The organism is Franconibacter pulveris, from assembly GCF_056780215.1.
On sequence record NZ_CM165555.1, the window covers coordinates 2,156,464 to 2,174,510 of the forward strand.

At 57.1% G+C, this 18,047-nt stretch carries 14 protein-coding genes; 8 read left to right on the forward strand and 6 right to left on the reverse strand.

Translation table 11 applies throughout. From position 1 onward, the window contains the following. Positions 1–6: 6 nt before the first annotated feature. A complete protein-coding gene (gene tssJ, locus ACU4F7_RS10255; RefSeq protein WP_481638584.1) occupies positions 7–525 on the forward strand; it encodes a type VI secretion system lipoprotein TssJ in 519 nt (172 codons plus the stop codon). A 463-nt stretch (positions 526–988) separates the two neighbouring features. On the opposite strand, the gene ACU4F7_RS10260 is transcribed toward tssJ, so the two are convergent. Then, the gene (locus ACU4F7_RS10260; protein WP_481638585.1) at positions 989–1,909 is read right to left on the reverse strand and encodes a LysR family transcriptional regulator; all 921 of its coding nucleotides are present in this window, start codon (positions 1,907–1,909) and stop codon (positions 989–991) included. 130 nt (positions 1,910–2,039) lie between these two features. Here ACU4F7_RS10260 and ACU4F7_RS10265 point away from each other — a divergent pair, with 130 nt between their 5' ends. From ACU4F7_RS10265 to ACU4F7_RS10275, 3 genes are all read left to right on the forward strand, one after another. Next, positions 2,040–3,458: an MFS transporter gene (locus ACU4F7_RS10265; protein WP_481638586.1), complete on the forward strand. Its 1,419-nt coding sequence runs from the start codon at positions 2,040–2,042 to the stop codon at positions 3,456–3,458. A 319-nt stretch (positions 3,459–3,777) separates the two neighbouring features. Next, positions 3,778–4,077: a hypothetical protein gene (locus ACU4F7_RS10270; RefSeq protein ID WP_235470220.1), complete on the forward strand. Its 300-nt coding sequence runs from the start codon at positions 3,778–3,780 to the stop codon at positions 4,075–4,077. Positions 4,078–4,405: 328 nt separating this feature from the next. Continuing rightward, complete coding sequence (locus tag ACU4F7_RS10275) at positions 4,406–7,054, forward strand: glycogen/starch/alpha-glucan phosphorylase (protein ID WP_481638587.1); 2,649 nt, start codon at positions 4,406–4,408, stop codon at positions 7,052–7,054. Positions 7,055–7,124: 70 nt separating this feature from the next. Here the strand turns inward: ACU4F7_RS10275 and uspA are convergent, their stop codons facing one another. Beyond that, complete coding sequence (gene uspA / locus ACU4F7_RS10280) at positions 7,125–7,568, reverse strand: universal stress protein UspA (protein ID WP_481638588.1); 444 nt, start codon at positions 7,566–7,568, stop codon at positions 7,125–7,127. Positions 7,569–8,048: 480 nt separating this feature from the next. Between uspA and ACU4F7_RS10285 the strand changes: the two genes are divergently transcribed. Further along, complete coding sequence (locus ACU4F7_RS10285) at positions 8,049–8,630, forward strand: MerR family transcriptional regulator (protein WP_481638589.1); 582 nt, start codon at positions 8,049–8,051, stop codon at positions 8,628–8,630. Between the two features lie 302 nt (positions 8,631–8,932). On the opposite strand, the gene ACU4F7_RS10290 is transcribed toward ACU4F7_RS10285, so the two are convergent. Continuing rightward, positions 8,933–9,391: a universal stress protein gene (locus tag ACU4F7_RS10290; protein WP_029592823.1), complete on the reverse strand. Its 459-nt coding sequence runs from the start codon at positions 9,389–9,391 to the stop codon at positions 8,933–8,935. 428 nt (positions 9,392–9,819) lie between these two features. Next, on the reverse strand, positions 9,820–10,659 hold the full coding sequence (locus tag ACU4F7_RS10295) for a DMT family transporter (protein ID WP_481638590.1): 840 nt from the start codon (positions 10,657–10,659) through the stop codon (positions 9,820–9,822). 510 nt (positions 10,660–11,169) lie between these two features. Here ACU4F7_RS10295 and oxlT point away from each other — a divergent pair. Further along, positions 11,170–12,426, forward strand: coding sequence for an oxalate/formate MFS antiporter (gene oxlT, locus ACU4F7_RS10300; RefSeq protein WP_481638591.1), 1,257 nt, complete (start codon positions 11,170–11,172; stop codon positions 12,424–12,426). 218 nt (positions 12,427–12,644) lie between these two features. On the opposite strand, the gene ACU4F7_RS10305 is transcribed toward oxlT, so the two are convergent. Next, complete coding sequence (locus ACU4F7_RS10305) at positions 12,645–13,481, reverse strand: alpha/beta fold hydrolase (RefSeq protein WP_481638592.1); 837 nt, start codon at positions 13,479–13,481, stop codon at positions 12,645–12,647. A 463-nt stretch (positions 13,482–13,944) separates the two neighbouring features. Between ACU4F7_RS10305 and ACU4F7_RS10310 the strand changes: the two genes are divergently transcribed. Then, positions 13,945–14,706, forward strand: a complete 762-nt coding sequence (locus ACU4F7_RS10310) for an AraC family transcriptional regulator (RefSeq protein ID WP_481638720.1) — start codon at positions 13,945–13,947, stop codon at positions 14,704–14,706. Here ACU4F7_RS10310 and leuA read toward each other — a convergent pair. Beyond that, entirely contained in the window at positions 14,703–16,361 is a 1,659-nt protein-coding gene (leuA, locus tag ACU4F7_RS10315; RefSeq protein WP_029592828.1) for a 2-isopropylmalate synthase, read from the reverse strand. The two genes, ACU4F7_RS10310 and leuA, sit on opposite strands and share 4 nt — an antisense overlap. Positions 16,362–16,739: 378 nt before the next feature. On the opposite strand from leuA, the gene tcuC reads away from it, so the two are divergent. Next, positions 16,740–18,047, forward strand: coding sequence for a tricarballylate/proton symporter TcuC (gene tcuC / locus ACU4F7_RS10320; RefSeq protein WP_481638593.1), 1,308 nt, complete (start codon positions 16,740–16,742; stop codon positions 18,045–18,047).

The window sequence follows — 18,047 nt, forward strand, 5'->3', positions numbered from 1 at the left end:
AGGACAATGATGAAACAACTTACTCTACTGCTGTTGCTGGCTTTTACGTTAACCGGCTGTGGCCTGACCCAGCGTGTCAGCGACGGCACAACGTCAGTGGCAAAGGCCATTTTTTACAAACAGGTGAAAACCCTGCATCTCGACCTTACAGCCCGTGCGGCTCTTAATCCCGATGAAGACGGGATGCCGCTGGCGACCGACGTATGGGTATATCAGCTCAAAGACCGGCAGACGTTCGATAAAGCGGACTATGCTGCGCTTCAGTCCGATGCCGGTATGACGCTGGGTGCAGACCTGCTGGCTGAAAAAGACGTATGGGTACGACCAGGCGCGTCGGTATCGCTGAATATGCCGCTGGATGAAAAGGCGCAGTATGTGGCGCTGGTGGCACAGTTCCGTTCACCTGATGCACGTAAGAACGACTGGCGGCTGGTGCTGGCGCGGGATGACCTCGATCCGGACAAGGCACGGGTGATTGAGCTGGAAGGACATTCGATGGTACTGAAAGTGACTGAAGATAAATGAGGATTGTGCAGATCATTATTTTAAAACCGCTCTGAATTTTTTGCTCGAACGTAAACGCGTGATGGATGAGATCGAAAGGCAGCGTATTTTCAGTCAGTACCATACTATCCTGGCGGATCAGGGGACACGGCGTGAAGCATTATCCTTATTACACTGGCAGGGGTTGCAAACGAGCGTGACGATCAATTCCTGGTATAGACCCGTCTCTGTTTTAACAGGGCGGGTTAAATATTCCTGATGTCTTCGGGTCCCGCTTCGCTATTTACTCGCCATTTTCGCATTAGCAAAACAGGCAGATGTCCGCCGCTACGACGTTTATTCCCCGACCAAATCATGACGACATTATGATTACCGGTTCGGCATAGTCAGGGGAGGGGGTATCGGCAAAAGATCCGGACCCTGCCGCCTCAGAGATAAATCGCATGGCGACAAGGGTAAAGCCGCCTGCGATGAAACCTGGCGGTTATTTATCCCATTGCGGCACTTGGGTGCGGCAAACCTTCAGCATAAACTGCCGCAGCCAGCGGTGCGCCGGGTCTACTTCGGAGCGCGGGTGCCACATCTGCGATATCGAAATCGCCGCCGTTTTTACGGGAAGCTCAAAAACAGACAGGGCGTCGCGCGCCGGATGATTAATAAGAAACGAGGCGGGAACGAGCGCGATGAGATCGGTGTTGCGCGCCACGGCCAGCGCGGCGGGGAAACCGGGCACGATGGCGGCGACTTTGCGGCTTAACCCTGCCTCGGCAAGGCCTTCATCTACCGGCCCGGTCAGCAAGCCGCGTCGCGAAGCAACCACATGCCCCCAGGCGACGTAATGTTCGGCTGTCACCTGCGCCATTGCAGCCAACGGATGGCCGTGGTTTACCACGCCGACAAACCGGTCCCGAAACAGCAGTTGCAGGCGGATCTCCGGCCCCATTTCGCCCGGCACGCCGATTTCCAGATCAACCCGTCCTTCCCGCAGCGGTTTGTCCGTTTTTTCCGGCTTGGATGCAAAGCGCAACAGCACGCCCGGCGCGGCTTTTGCGGCTTCTGCGACCAGAACCGGGCCGAGAGCTTCCACAAAACCATCGTTAGCGCGAATGGTGAACATCTGCTCATGGTTCGCGATATCCAGCGTTGACGAGGCGGGGCGCAGCACGGCGCGCGCCGCAAAAACCGCGTTCTGCGTGCGTTCGCGAATGGCCTGGGCATACGGGGTCAGCACCATATTTCGTCCCGCCCGCACCAGCAGCGGGTCGCCGGTGGTTTCCCTGAGTCGGCTCAGGGTGCGGCTCATGGCCGACGCGCTAAGCCCAAGCCGCCGGGCCGCGGCCGCCACGCTGCCTTCCGCCAGTAATACGTTCAGGGCGAACAGCAAATTGAGGTCGGGTTCATCCATCGTCTTTTGATTCCACGGGTATAAGCCTGTATGGCGTCTGCTGCATTATATAACTGCAACTGTTGCGTCTTCCGCCATATATCCCCTGGAAGTAGAGTGAACGCAAGCACAAACAGCAGCAGAGGCATACATGGAGTTATTTTCAAACAAATCCGGCGATGAAGGTTTGCCGGGTCGTCAGCGGGCGCTGGCGATGATAGCGGTGATGATAAGCACCACCATGGCGGTTTTCGACGGTTCGATGGTGAATATTGCGCTGCCGCAGATGGCCCGCGCGCTAAATGCGTCCGCCGCTGGCGCGGTCTGGATAGCCAACGGGTATCTGCTTTCGGCCGCCATGACGCTGGCTATTTTCGCCGCGCTGGCGACAAGGCTGGGGTTTCGCCTGTTGTTCGCCTTCGGGCTGACGCTGTTTACGCTGGCCTCGCTCGGATGCGCGCTGTCGTCTTCGTTAACCATGCTGGTGGCGATGCGTGTTCTGCAGGGCATCGGCGGAGCGGCCACGCTCAGTATTGCGCCCGCTATTCTGCGTTCGGTTTTTCCTGACCGGCTGCTCGGGCGCATTCTCGGCCTCAACGCGTTGCTGATAGCAAGCGTCACCGCCCTCGCGCCGGTGTGCGGCGGCGCGTTGCTGGCGGGGTTCGGCTGGCCATGGCTGTTTGCCATTAATATTGTGCCGGGCATCATCGCGTTGGCCTTTACGCTGCGCGTTATTCCTGGCAAAAGGGCGATCGCGAGCGGGCCGTTTGATACCCCGGGGGCGCTGCTTTCGGCGCTATTGCTGGGCGCGGCGGTGATGGCATGCGATGCGTTATCTCACCGCCAGGCGTTGCCCGTAGCGCTCGCTTACGGACTGGCGGCGTTGCTGGCCGCTGCGGCGTTTGCGCATCGGTTGCGCCGCGCGCCGCAGCCGCTTTTGCCGCCCGCGTTGTTTGCCTCCTCCCGTTTTTCACTGGCGGCGCTGACCTCGCTGGCTTCGTTTGTCAGCCAGGGGATGACGTTTGTGGCGCTGCCGTTTCTGTTCCAGAACGTCTATGGCTATAGCGCGTTCGACTCGGCGCTGCTGTTCACCGCCTGGCCGGTGGGCATCATTCTGGTGGCGCCGCATGCCGGACGGCTTGCCGACCGCTATACGCCAGCGGTTATCGCCACCTCGGGGCTGTGCCTGTTTAGTCTCGGGCTGCTATTGCTGACGCAACTGCCGGATAACGCGCATGCGTGGGATATCAGCCTGCGCGGGTTTATCTGCGGTATTGGCTTCGGCTGTTTTCAAAGCCCGAATAACCGGGAGATGCTGGCTAACGCCTCGCGCCAGCACAGCGGCTATGCATCTGGCGTGTTGGCCATTATGCGCACCTTCGGCCAGTGCCTGGGCGCCGCCTTCGTGGGAGTCATGCTTGCGGTCTTTGCCCCCGACGGCGGTATCGCTCAGGAGGAGCAGGCGGTGCGGATAGCGCTCTGGCTGGCGCTGGCGGCTACCCTGCTGGCGCTGGTCTTCAGCCTGACCCGCTTGCGGCAGGTCAGCCAGAGTGCGCGCGCTGAGCGGTGATAGTGCGCGGTTAATCCTGAAAACGCCCACGCCCGCAGCGCATGCGTCTCGTCGCTCAGACAAATAAAGCGAGGCGGGTGAGGGGAATCGTTATTTCCGGGCCGGGTTGAAAACGCGCCCGGTTAACTGTAATCCCAATAGCGAATGCGCCTGATAAACACCTCATTGCCTCGCTTGAAAATTATTTTGCCTGTTCTATAAATAATCACGATCTCATAGCAAGAGTGCCCGGATACATTTTCGGTTGTTGATAAATCGGGAGGAAGCCGCCAGGTTCCTCCGCGCCGTTTATTGGTAGCTCGCTTGTGAAGATTATGAAATGAAGATAATCACCGTTACGCCAGACCATACTCGCCAGCCGACGCTTGCCGAACAGAGCGTTATGACCACCCACATGAAAATGGGCGACTCCCAAATCGTGCTCAGATACCGAAAACTTCCTGCGCTTATCATGCCGGTTCTGGACGTGGAGTTTTATGACAATAACGGTAAACGCTATTCCTTACGTTATAATCTGCCGCCCGATACGGCGGAGCGGACAGGGCGTAGAGTCTCTCTGCTTTTGTATCTGCTTGATAAGAAGTTTATTCACAATGCCATTACGGCTTCGGGTGAATAGCCGCGCCGTCGAATAACGGTTCCCTTCGCAGCATCACGCTGGATATCACTATTTTTTAGTGAATAACGGGACAGGCATAAATATGCAATCCACGGCGCAGCGGCTGGCAAAATAATCGCGGTATGGTTGAAAACGGCCGTCCTTGACGCATTTGCTATCGCCCAGGGCGTTTACTATGTTGATAACAGATAACTGCGACCTGCTTTAACGCGGGGCAGAACAACGAACCGAATAATAAAAACGGGAGCGCAAACCATGGCTTCCCGTGAGGCGCACCGGCGGCGCAATGTCCGTTGGGCGATGGCAACCCATTGCAGGCGTCCTCATTATGCTCCGTCCCGGGCGCGACGTCGTTCTGCGCCCGAATACGCTTTCCCGGCACGCCACTTTCGCGCCTGCGTCCCGACAGCGCAAAAAGAAACACAGGGATCGTCATACGCTGGTACTGGCGCACGCGCCAATGCGAGATAACGATATGAACAACGATACTCCTGTCGCACAGGCCTCTGCCTCCATAGCGCTTGCATCCGACGCGGCAAGCGAAGCTGCGTTTGAGCACGATGTCGTCCGCAACCTTATCTGCCGTCAGGCCCGCTACCCCGATATCGCGACACCCCAGGACTGGTATATGGCGCTTGCTTATACGGTGCGCGATCGCATGCTCGCGCGCTGGGCCGAGTCGGTGAAAAATTACGCCGTACACCATGTCAAAGTCGCCTGTTATCTGTCAGCCGAGTTTCTTATCGGCCCGCAGCTCGGTTGCAATTTGCTTAACCTGGGGCTGGAGGAAGAGGCGAGGGAGGCCATGGACTCGCTCGGTCAGGACCTCGATGCGCTGCTGGCGATTGAAGAAGAGCCAGGGCTTGGCAACGGTGGCCTGGGGAGGCTCGCGGCCTGTTATCTCGACTCGCTCGCCAGTCTTGAGATCCCGGCGATAGGCTATGGCATCCGCTACGAATTCGGCATTTTTGACCAGGATATTGTCGATGGCTGGCAGGTGGAGCGCACCGACAAATGGCTGAAAATGGGCACGCCCTGGGAAATTATCCGGCCTGACATCAACTATTACGTTAGCTTCGGCGGCTACACCCGCATGTGGAACGACGAGCAGGGAAGATTACGCGTGGAATGGGTTCCGGCAAGGCAGGTGAAAGGCGTGGCGTATGATGTGCCCGTGCAGGGATACCGCGTCAATACCTGCAACGTGCTGCGGCTCTGGAAGAGCGAGGCGGTGGAATCTTTCGATTTCGATGATTTCAACGCCGGCGATTATTATGAGGCGGTGGAAGAAAAAGTGGTCTCGGAGACACTTTCAAAGGTGCTTTATCCGAACGACGAACCGGAGAGCGGTAAACGTCTGCGCCTCGCGCAGCAATACTTTTTCGTCTCATGCGCCTTGCAGGATATGTTGCGCCTGATGGACGTAAGCCACACGCCCGTCGAGCGTTTTGCCGACCGTTTCGCCGCGCAGCTTAACGATACGCATCCTTCCATTGCGGTGGCGGAGTTAATGCGCCTGCTGATTGATGAACGTCTGTTTTCGTGGGAGGATGCCTGGTCCATCACCCAGCGGACTTTCGCGTATACCAACCACACGCTGCTGCCGGAGGCGCTGGAGACCTGGAGCCTGCCGTTGATGCAAAGCCTGCTGCCGCGCCTGGTTGAGATCATTTTCGAAATTAACCAGCGTTTTCTGGATGAAGTCCGGCGTGCGCTGCCCGGCGATGACGCCTGCGTAGCGCGCATGTCGCTCATTGACGAGCAGGGGGATAAAAACGTGCGTATGGCCCATCTCGCTACCGTCGGTAGCCACAAGGTCAACGGCGTGGCGGCGCTGCATTCCGATCTGCTTAAACAGACGATTTTGCGTGATTTCGCCGCAATGTTCCCGTCGCGTTTTCTCAACGTCACGAACGGCGTCACGCCGCGCCGCTTCATTATGCAGAGCAACCCGGGGCTGGCGCGGCTGCTTGACGACACGCTGGGGGAGAAATGGCGAACCGATCTGACCCACCTCGACGCGCTGGCCGACCATGCCGACGACGCCACGCTGCACGACGCCTGGCGTGCGGTCCGGCGCGAGAACAAAGCGAAGCTTGCGGCGCGCATCGGCAACATCACCGGCATCGCGGTCCCGCCGGAGATGATGTTTGATATTCAGGTGAAACGCATTCATGAATACAAACGCCAGCATCTCAATGCCCTTCATATCATCAGCCTGTATCAGCGCCTGCGCCGCGATCCGACGCTTGATGTCGCGCCGCGCTGCTTTATTTTCGGCGGCAAAGCGGCGCCCGGCTACGGTATGGCGAAACTGATGATTCGGCTGATCTCGGGCATCGCCGAGGTGGTTAATCAGGATCCGGCGACACGCGATCGACTAAAAGTGGTTTTCTATCCCGATTTCAACGTTAAGAACGGCCATATGATCTATCCGGCCGCGGATCTGTCCGAGCAGATCTCAACGGCGGGAAAAGAGGCGTCGGGCACAGGCAATATGAAATTTATGATGAACGGCGCGCTAACCATCGGCACGCTCGATGGCGCAAATGTTGAGATCCGCGAGCAGGCGGGCACAGACAACTTTTTCTTGTTCGGAATGACGGCGCAGCAGGTGGGGGCGCTGCAGCAGTCGGGATATCAGCCTGGGCACTATCTGGAGGCGGATGAGGCGTTGCGCGAGGTGCTGGATGAGATTGCGCAGGGGCGTTTTTCGCGCGGCGACAAGACGATGTTTCGCCCGTTGCTGGATAATCTGCTGAATGCGGATCCGTTTCTGGTGCTGGCGGATTTCGCCGACTACGCGGCGTGTCAGCAGCGTGTGAGTGAAGCCTGGCGCGATGAAAAACGCTGGGCGCGCATGTCGATTATCAATACCGCCCGTTCAGGCGCGTTCTCCTCCGACCGGGCGATTAAAGAGTATTGCGAGAACATCTGGCAAACGCGCGCAGTGAAAATCGACCTTGCCGCACCCTGACGGCGCGGCGGCAGCGCCTGCGTGACAGGCCATAAAAAAGCCGGGGTTAACCGGCTTTTTTAAAGCGGAGTTAGTCGTCGTCATCGTCCTGTTCATAGAGCGGCACAATCAGCAGGTCGACATGCACATTGTTAATCAGCTGTCGCGCGGAGGACATCAGCCGGCTCCAGAAATCGTGATGGTGACCGCAGACCACGACATCGGCATGGTATTTTTTCACCGCGTCTGCCAGCACCTGCGCCAGGTCGCCTCTGCCGTTCAGGGTTTCGTTGATGGGATAGCCCGCGCCGCTGGCTAATGCTTTAAGTCCCTGAAACATTTCATAGGAGATGCGCTCCTGAGAATAGCCAAGCTCAGCTTCAATCAGGCCGGTATAAAGGCCGGTCTGGTTCAGCTCAACATGGATCAGGGAGACTTTGGCGTCGTAAGGCTTAGCCAGCGAAACCGCTTTACTGACCAGCAACTGACTTTCGGGAGAAAGGTCTACTGCAACCAGAATATGTTTGTAAGCCATGATACGGCTCCTGTCATACGCGTCCGTATGGCAGCGGGTTTTCCTGCCGCGCCAGAGCGGACAAAGCTTACCGCATCGTAGCGTCCTTACCGGATGCGCCGACAGCATCGGGCGTCACGGCTGGTCTGTTACGGCTCGAACAACCCGCTCCCGCCCGGTCCAAAACCGTCAACCGGAGATAGATATCAAAAGTTTACCTTGGTTATTTATTGAGCGATTGACATTGATCAAGCAATGTTTACGGAAAGAGAAAAAGGGAAGGGGGTTTTTATAAATCGTTGATTTTTATTTATAAAAATCCGCATCGTTAAGGTGCCGCTTTTTTTCTAAGAATTGTCTTAATAAAAATTGAATAATAACGTATAGAAACTATGTTTGATTCTGGTCAATTTACAGGCAGGGAATTGTCGCCACTATAGCGCAACTTTTAATCTATAGAGGGTTCTGCACGTGTTTATCTCAGCTTCAACGGTTTGCAATATGGTCGATGTTTTACCTGCCACGTTAAAATACTGGCGCTTTGCGTCACTCATTCCTTCTCCCTGTGCGAAAGGCTACAGCGAGGCGCAGGTCGCGCAAATCCGGGTTATTCGGGCGCTGACCTCGTCGGGCGATACGCTTAGCGAAATTCATACGCTGTTGCATGATTCATGGCAGTACCGGCCGAGCGGCTGGGAAAAGCGTCGTCAGGAGTTTATCTTCCAGCTTAAGTTCGGCACTGACCAAACGCGCGACGGTTTTATCTGGAAACTCTATAGCACCTACAGCCCGGAAGATATAAAAGCCTTTATCCTGGCGCCGCTGGCCACCTGGCTTTGTGAAGAAGGGGAAGGAAAACAAACGTTACGGGCGCGCTTTATTGCCTGCCTGCTAAACCATACTCACCGTTTGCTGCGAAATGAGCAGAGCGAAAAATACGCGCAGCCGCTGCTCGGCATCGTCAAAAGCCTTAACCTTCAGCCCCCGTCATATTGCTGCCATGGTGCTGAGCGCGCCGAGCCGGCAAGAAAAAATACTCTCGGTAGCCTGCATGATTTAGCGGCCCGAACGGTTAGCCAGTAACGCATTTTTATCACCGCACAGCGCGTACCGGGGCCGCGCAGGCAGCCCGCATCAGAACTATTTGCATGCCGTGGCGTCGCAGTAATAAACCGGAAAATAACAACTCGACTTTTGTTTATTGAAAAGGAAATTAAATAACGTGGCCGTAATGGGATGGTAAAAAGCCGATAGTGCAGGGCATTATCGGCTTTTTTTCGCTTATTCATTCGCGACTCACCGGGCGAAGAAACGGCGAAAATAACGGTCGCTGTGTCACAATCATTGCGCCATAAAAGTTGGCGTTTTCTTTTTTTGAAAGCAGATTAAAACAGGCTCATTCCTGAGAATTCCTCGTCTTCCTCGCGCAGCGGCACAATTAGCATGTCGACATGCAAACGATGAATAAGCTGGCGCGCAGGCGATTTTAAGGTGTTCCAGAAATCCTGATGATGACCGCATACGACAAAGTCAATGCCATATTGATGGATAGCTTCATCCAGCGCCTGAACTAAATCGCCTTTACCGTTAATGATTTCCCGGATGGGATAGCCCGCTTTATCCACTAACAGGTTCAGATTCTGCTGGGCTTCCTGCGCAATCGCCTCCTGTTCGCGGCGAAATTCCGCTTCGACGAGGCTGCTGTAAATTTCGCTATAATTTACATCAACGTGAATAAGAAAAAGTTCCGCCCCCCAGGGACGCGCCAGCGCAACGGCTTTGTGGACCAGCAACTGGCTTTCGGGAGAAAGATCGACTGCAACCAGAATATGATGATAAGCCATACGATGACTCCTCTTGCACCGTTCCGGGCGGCAATCGGTCTGTTGGGCTTCATCATTTACGACGATGAATGTCATACCAGACAGCGCGTATCCCATCGTCGCGCATGACGATAAAGAGACAAACGCTCAGGATCGTTTACCGCCTTTGAACGTGAGTTCAGTTATCCTGCCATCAGAATTGATTTCGGTTCTTTGCGACCCGCCGGCATCGCCAACTTTATAAAAGAGATTCTGAAAAGCAGACCCGGGCGCGGTTTATTCATCTGTACCCGAGTCTGAACTGCAAAAATTAGCTTAGCAGTTGGCGTAGTGAGGTAGCAGACTATTGCCGCCAGTTATTTGTAAAGCCCGCAGCGCCGCCACGTCGTAAAGCGGCAGCCGGAACATAACGACTCGCGCTTTCATTTAGCCGAAGACGATTCTGCCCGTTATCGCGCGGCGACCCGGTCCGACGCGATTACCATAACGATCCCTGTGATGACGAGCGCGGTGGCGAAAATCATCCTGAGGTCTGGCGTTTCTTTCAAAAAGAAGACGCCGCCAAGCGCGGCGAGACAAGGAACGCTCAGCTGAAGGGTGCTGGCGGTGGTCGAGGTGAGATGACGCACAATGCGGTACCAGAGAACATAGGCTACTGCCGACGCGACGCCTCCCGAAACGAGCGCCAGCGCCACGCCATCGCCATCCACCCTCTTTTGCTCCGGCGACAGCATAAACAGCAAGGCGATGACCGGCACGCTCAGAAGAAAATTACCGGTGGTGGCGCCAGTGGGGTCCGCCACCTTTTTACCCCTTACTGAATAGGCTCCCCACGCCAGCCCGGAGGCGATCATCATGATTGCCGGTATCGGCGAGGGCATGCTGGCGCCCGGCAGCAGTAAAACCGCCATGCCTGTAACGGCCACGGCAATACCGGCTATTTTTCGCCGCCCCGGTTTTTCGCCCTGGATGATGCCCCACAGGATCATGCAGACCTGAACGGCGCCGAAAAGCAGCAGTGCGCCCGTGGCGGTATTAAGGTGAACATAGGCGAGTGAAAACAGGAAAGCGTAGGCGGTAAGAAGAGCCGCATTCACTACGTTCCACTGAATGCCGCGCCCGCCACGGGCCGCCAGCTGGAAAAAAAGCAGCACTACCGCCCCGCCGAGCAGGCGAAGGCTGCTGAACGTCGCGGGATCGGCATGTCCCTCTTTGAGCGCTATGCGGCACAGGACAGAATTCGCAGCGAACGCCGCCAGGGTAAAGATAACCAGAAGGCCTTTTTTCATTGTTTTCCTCGTCGCCAACACGGCCTTTTACACCGTCTTACAGGATGCACAGATTAAGCGTAGCTTTACTGGCATCCCTTCCTTGCGTAAACCGAATAAATCCCTTCCACATGCCCTCGCGCCGGTTCGCCTTGCGCCGATTCCCGGCAAGCCAAAACGCCTCCACGTTTAACCTCCGGCGCCTTGTATTCGCACGCTGATGATACGCACCGGGATCACACATTCGCACCGCTCCGGTGCAACGCGTACAGCCGCGCTTTTCTCCCCGCGCGCAGTATTATTTATTTAAGCTATTGATAGATAGACATTAATTAAAATGGCACGCTTCGTGCTTTTTCTCTGTATACGCCATTGTCGACAAGGCGTCATGCAATGCCCCCGATGACATCACGGTGGCGACGTCGCGCGCGGGTAACCCCTTTCTCTGCATGACATGAACAGCTTTTCAGGGATGGCGCCCTGCGGGCCGTCTCTTCATAACGCGACATCACCCGGCTACTGGAGATTATTATGACCGTTCTTAGCGAACCGTTGGTTGCCCCCAAATATGGTAAGTGGACGCAGCTGGTTCTTGGCCTGATCTGTATGGCATCCATATCCAGCCCGCAGTATGTGTGGACGCTGCTGACCCGCCCGCTCACTGAGAAACTGGGTGTGGGATTACCCGAACTGCAGGTGACCTTTTCCCTGCTTATCATTCTTCAGACCTTCTTTTCACCGTTCCAGGGGCGCCTTGTCGAGAAATTCGGTCCCCGGTTGCTTATCTCCATCGGCACGATCCTGGCGGGGTGCAGTTGGGTGCTGTCTGCGCATATCAACGGCCTGACGGCGCTCTGGCTGGTCTACGGCGGTATGGGCGGGCTGGGCACCGGCATCGTCTACATCGGCGTTGTCGGCCTGATGGTGAAATGGTTCCCGCAGCAGCGCGGCTTTGCGGCAGGCGCCGTGGCGGCGGGCTATGGCATGGGCGCGATTCTGACCACCTTCCCGATTTCGCTCTCGCTTGGCAGCTACGGCCTTGAGCAGACCATGACGGTTTTCGGCATTATTTTCGCCCTTGTCGGCTTTCTGGCAAGCCAGGGGCTAAAGCTGCCGCCGACCACAGCGTCGCAGCCCGCCAGTAAGAATGTGGCGCAGAGCGCGAAGCAGTTCACCTCGCGCGAAATGCTGCGCCAGCCGCTGTTCTGGCTGATGTTTGCGATGATGGCGATGATGTCGACCTCGGGGCTGATGGTGACGTCGCAGATGGCGATCTTTGCCGACGATTTCGGCATCAGCAAGGCGGTGGTGTTTGGCATGGCGGCGCTGCCGCTGGCGCTGACCATTGACCGCTTCACCAACGGCCTGACGCGTCCGCTGTTTGGTTTTATCTCTGACCGCTATGGCCGGGAAAAAACCATGTTTATCGCCTTCGCGCTGGAAGGCGTCGCGATGACGCTATGGCTCGCCTGTCGTGAAGACCCCATGCTGTTTGTGCTGCTTTCCGGCGTCGTCTTCTTTGGCTGGGGCGAGATTTTCTCGCTATTCCCGTCAACGCTGACCGATACGTTCGGCAGCAAACACGCCGCGGCAAACTACGGCTGGCTCTATATTTCGCAGGGCATCGGCTCGATTTTCGGCGGGCCGCTGGCCGCGCTTTTGTATCAACACACCCAGGGATGGCATGTTGTCTTCAGCTGCGCGATAGCCCTTGATTTCATCACTGCCGGGCTGGCGCTGTTAGTATTAAAACCCTGGCGCGCGCGGTTCATCAGCAAGCACAGTTAATGGCGCCTTTTCTCAGGCACGACGGCAATGAGAGCTTAATCCGCCACTGCTTCCTCATTCGGATGCAGCCACGCCAGGAAATTTACCCGTTCATCCTTCTGCCTGGCGATTGCGTTGCCGGGGTGAAGATTGCCCGTCGTCCGGGATGCCGCTTAACAGGCCGGTTTAAACGAAAACATCGACGAGGCAGGACGCTGTCCCGCCTCGTCGCAGGCAGACTACTTCTCGATAAACGCCAGCAGGTCGGCGTTCAGCACATCCGCATTAAGCGTCAGCATGCCGTGAGAAAACCCTGGATAGGTTTTCAGCGTGCCGTTTTTTAGCAGCTCAATCGATTTCAACGCCGCATCCGCAATCGGCACAATCTGGTCGTCTTCGCCATGCAGCACCAGGGTAGGAACCTCGATGGCTTTGAGATCCTCCGTCTGGTCAGTCTCGGAAAAGGCGCGAATACCTTCATAATGGGCTTTGGCGCTGCCCATCATGCCCTGACGCCACCAGTTCTGAATAACGCCTTCCAGCGCGGTGGCGCCGTCCCGGTTGAAGCCGTAGAACGGGCCGGCGGGCACATCGAGGAAGAACTGGGCGCGGTTGGCGGCAAGCGCCGCGCGAAAGCCATCAAACACCTCCAGCGGCAGCCCTTGCGGATTCGCGTCGGTTTTCACCATCAGCGGCGGTACGGCAGAAACCAGTACGGCTTTGGCGACCCGGCCGGAGGGTTGGCCGAATTTGGCGACGTAGCGCGCCACTTCGCCGCCGCCGGTGGAGTGGCCGATATGAATAACGTTTTGCAGATCCAGCGCTTCCACTACGGCAAACGCATCGGCGGCATAATGGTCCATATCGTGACCGTCGGAGACCTGGGAGGAGCGGCCATGGCCGCGGCGGTCATGCGCCACCACGCGGTAGCCTTTTGCGACGAAGAAAAGCATCTGGGTATCCCAGTCGTCAGCGGAGAGCGGCCAGCCGTGGTGGAACATAATGGGCTGCGCCTCTTTCGGACCCCAGTCTTTATAAAAAATTTCAACGCCGTCTTTCGTGGTAACAAAGCTCATGAGAAATCTCCTGACCGATATAAGTGAGGGAGGGTGAATGATTGAGCTGACACTTCAGCGCATGACATTGTTATGCCCGCGTGGTTACAAAGAAATTATGCAGGAAGCGGTTCTTTAAGCCATTTCCAGTGGCAGTTTAAATTTCTGGCTGGCGTTCATATTTCACACTTTGCCATGATCGGCGCGCTTTAAATTCGTGCTTTCTGATTATTCCGCGACAGCGCGCGCGCCTGGTCATTATTGCCGCAGCCTCGAGTTACCGCTTCAGGTGGAAACAGGCTCAGGTTGTCGCCTTACTGATTTTTTAAAAGCGAACTGCGCGCCCTGACGCCTTCGAAGGCCTGGCGAGAGGTCCGGCCTGACTTTTTCGAAAAAATTTGTTATGACTCTTCAATATTTTAAAACGGGGCGCAGCCAGACAGCGCCTCTGTCACTTTATCTGCTACCGATTACCGATAACCCTATGCAATCCAGCGCCTCGCTTTCGTTTGTCCATCGCCCCCTGGTTCCCGTGGCGCATGATTACCCGCACGGGGCCACCGAACCCTGGCATCAGCATGATTGCGCACAGCTTTTACATATCATCAGCGGGGTGGTGCGTGTCGATACGCAGAGCGGATGCTGGGTGATCCCGCCAGGCCGCGGCGTCTGGCTGCCAGCCGGAACGCGGCATGCGCTTCGTATTACCGGACAGGTGGCGGCCAGAACGCTGTTTATCGATCCGCTCGCGCGGGCCGACCTTCCCGCCGCGTGCCAGATAGTGCAAATCTCCGCGCTGCTGCGGGAGCTTATCGTGGCCTCGCTGGCGCTTCCTGAACACTATGTCGGCGGCAGCCGCGAAGAGCGTATTTATGAGCTGATTCTGGATGAGATACGGGGAATGGCCGTGCTGCCGTTTGGTCTGGCGGAGCCGCAAACCGCGATACTGCGCCAGCTGTGCAGAAGCATGCAGGCGCGGCCTGCGGATGACTGGTCCAGCCAGCGCGCGGCGCGTCTTGTAAACATGAGCGAACGCACCCTGAACCGCCATTTCCAGCAGCAAACGGCGCTGACCTGGAGCGAATGGGTGAGGCGGGCAAAACTCATGGAAGCGCTGATTCGCCTGGCGCAGGGGCAATCCGTGCTCGCGATTGCGCTGGAGCTGGGTTACGGCAGCCACAGCGCGTTCACGACCATGTTCCGCCGGGTGATGGGCGTGTCACCCAGCGACTATTTTAATGATTAATCCTGCGCTATCGCCGCATTGAACAGCGCCTGCAGCGAAGCGCGCGAGACATCGCTGTCGATGCCCACGCCCCAGCGGCTGCCGCCATCCGCGAACTCGCAGCGGATATAGGCGACCGAGCGGCTGTCGCTTCGCTCCCCCAGCGTATGCTCGTGATAGTCTTTAATCACCAGCGGCTGCGCGGTTAACGACGCCAGCCCCGCGGCGGCGGCGGAGAGCAGCCCGTTGCCGTATCCCTCGATTTTCTTTTGCTCGCCATTAACCGTAAGCGTGGCCTGAAGTTTTAAACGGCCGTTTTGCTGGCTTTCGCTGCGGTAGTCGCGCAGGGCGAGCGGCGGCTGGGGGACCAGCCCGTAGCGCGTGCGAAAGAGCTGCCATAACGCGTTTAGCGTCATCTCGCGGCCATGGCTATCCGTTTCGCGCTGCACATGCTGGCTGAAATCCTGCTGCAGCGCGCGGGGCAACCTCAGGCCGTGGTTTTGCTCAATTATCCAGGCGCTGCCGCTTTTACCGGACTGGCTGTTGACCCGGATAACGGCTTCGTAGCTGCAACCGATGTCCTGCGGATCGACAGGCAGATAGGGCATTTCCCAGCGGTCGCCCGCTTTGCGGGCGTCAAACCCTTTCTTGATGGCGTCCTGATGCGAGCCGGAAAAGGCGGTATACGCCAGGCTTCCCGCCCAGGGGTGACGCGGGTGAACCGGCAGTTGGTTACAGCTTTCGACCACTTCAACCACCTTGTTCATGTCATGGAAGCTCAGCCCCGGGCTGATGCCCTGGCTGTATAAATTCATCGCCAGCGTCACCAGGCAGACGTTGCCCGTGCGCTCGCCGTTGCCAAATAAGCAGCCTTCAACGCGATCGGCGCCCGCCATCATTGCAAGCTCGGCGCAGGCCACGCCGGTGCCGCGATCGTTGTGCGGGTGAACGCTGATGCACACCTCGTCGCGCCGTGAAAAATGGCGGCAGAAATGCTCAATCTGGTCAGCATAGACGTTGGGCGTATTCACCTCGACCGTCGCGGGAAGATTGATAATCATCGGGCGCTCTGCGCAGGGTTGCCAGACATCCGCCACCGCTTCGCAAATCTCCAGCGCAAATTCGGGCTCCGTAAAGCAGAACGTTTCGGGCGAATATTCATACTGCCAGCACGTTTGCGGATACCGCTCGCACTGCTGGCGAATCAGGGTAGTAGCGTTGACAGCCAGTGCGACAATCTCCTGTTTCTCCATGCCGAAGACCAGCCGTCGGAACAGCGGCGCGGTGGCGTTATAGAGATGAAGCGTGGCGCGTTTCGCGCCGCGCAGCGCTTCAAAGGTGCGCAGGATAAGCTCGTCACGCGCCTGGGTTAATACCTGAATGGTGACATCGTCAGGAATGCGCGCTTCCTCAATCAGCTGACGGACGAAGGCGAAATCCGTCTGCGAGGCGGAAGGAAACGCCACCTCAATTTCCTTAAAGCCGCACTCCAGCAATAAGTTCCAGAACTGGAGCTTACGCTCGCTGTCCATCGGTTCGGCCAGCGCCTGGTTGCCATCGCGCAAATCCGTCGATAACCAGCGCGGCGCGTGCGTTATTCGCTTTTCCGGCCAGGTGCGATCGGGCAGATTCAGGGGGGGCCAGGGACGGTATTTGTTTTCCGGTTGACTCAGCATGGTTATCTCCTCTTAACGTCATGCCATTTTGCTGAGTCGTCGCCAATGGCGCTGCATCGGGCTGGACAACAGGTTAATTAAACTGGACAACCGCGCCGCCGTTCTTATGGTCTTTTTGTTAAATTGACGTTACATGAATGCGCATTCCTGTATGAATTTCGTCACAAAATGGAAAAGCCATCTGGCACGGGCAGGCGGAGATTAAACCTGTGTCAGCCAGCGTAAATATCTGTAAACCATTAAGTTTATTCACGGATGCGGTGAATTAATGCAGCCCGCGCATGGGTCGATTGATTTATTGCACTTATTAACTTCGCAACCCTGGTCCAGTCTTCAAATCAGGCGCAGCAAAAGCGTCGTAAATAAATGGAGACTCAGATGCAAACCGCTTCCTTACCGTTAACTGCCCGGGCGCGCGCTGGCGCTATCCTGCGCGTCACCTCCGGTAACTTCCTGGAACAATTTGATTTTTTCCTGTTCGGGTTTTATGCCACCTACATTGCGCACGCCTTTTTTCCGGCGAGCAGCGAGTTCGCCTCGCTGATGCTCACTTTCGCGGTGTTCGGCGCCGGGTTCCTGATGCGCCCAGTCGGCGCCGTGGTGTTGGGGGCATACATTGATAAGGTGGGCAGACGCAAAGGGCTTATTGTCACGCTCTCCATTATGGCGACCGGCACTTTCCTGATTGTGCTTATCCCTTCTTACGAGAGCATCGGCTTCTGGGCGCCGTTGCTGGTGCTGGCGGGGCGCCTGCTGCAGGGCTTTTCCGCAGGCGCGGAACTGGGCGGCGTCTCGGTTTATCTTGCGGAAATCGCCACGCCGGGGCGTAAAGGCTTCTACACCAGCTGGCAGTCCGGCAGCCAGCAGGTGGCGATTATGGTTGCTGCGGCGATGGGCTTCGCGCTCAACGCGTTGCTGGCGGAAACGGCCATCCGCGAATGGGGCTGGCGCATCCCGTTTCTTTTTGGCTGCCTGATCGTACCGTTTATTTTCCTGCTTCGCCGCAAGCTTGCAGAAACGCAGGAGTTTAACGCGCTCCGCAGCCATCCCGGCATGGGGCAGGCGTTCAGAACGCTGCTCGATAACTGGCAGGTGGTTATCGCCGGCATGCTGATGGTGGCCATGACCACCACCGCGTTTTACCTGATAACCGTGTATGCGCCGACGTTTGGCAAAAAGGTGCTGATGCTCAGCGCCTCAGACAGCCTGCTGGTCACGCTGCTGGTGGCGGTGTCCAATTTCTTCTGGCTGCCGGTAGGTGGGGCGCTGTCCGACCGCTTTGGCCGCAAGCCGGTGTTGATCGCCATGACGCTGCTGGCGCTGACCACCTCTTATCCGGCGCTGAGTTTGCTGGCGGGCGCGCCGGGCTTTTACATGATGCTGGCCGTGCTGCTGTGGCTCTCGTTTATTTACGGTCTGTACAACGGGGCGATGATCCCGGCGCTTACCGAAATTATGCCAGCGGAGGTGCGGGTGGCGGGTTTTTCGCTTGCCTACAGCCTGGCGACGGCGGTGTTCGGCGGGTTTACGCCGGTGATGTCTACCGCATTGATTGAGTACACGGGCGACAAAGCCTCGCCGGGGTACTGGATGAGCTTCGCCGCCGTATGCGCTTTGCTGGCGACGCTCTTTTTATACCGCCGCAGCACGCTGCCGCTGCCCAATGCCCGTAAAACGTTCGGTTAA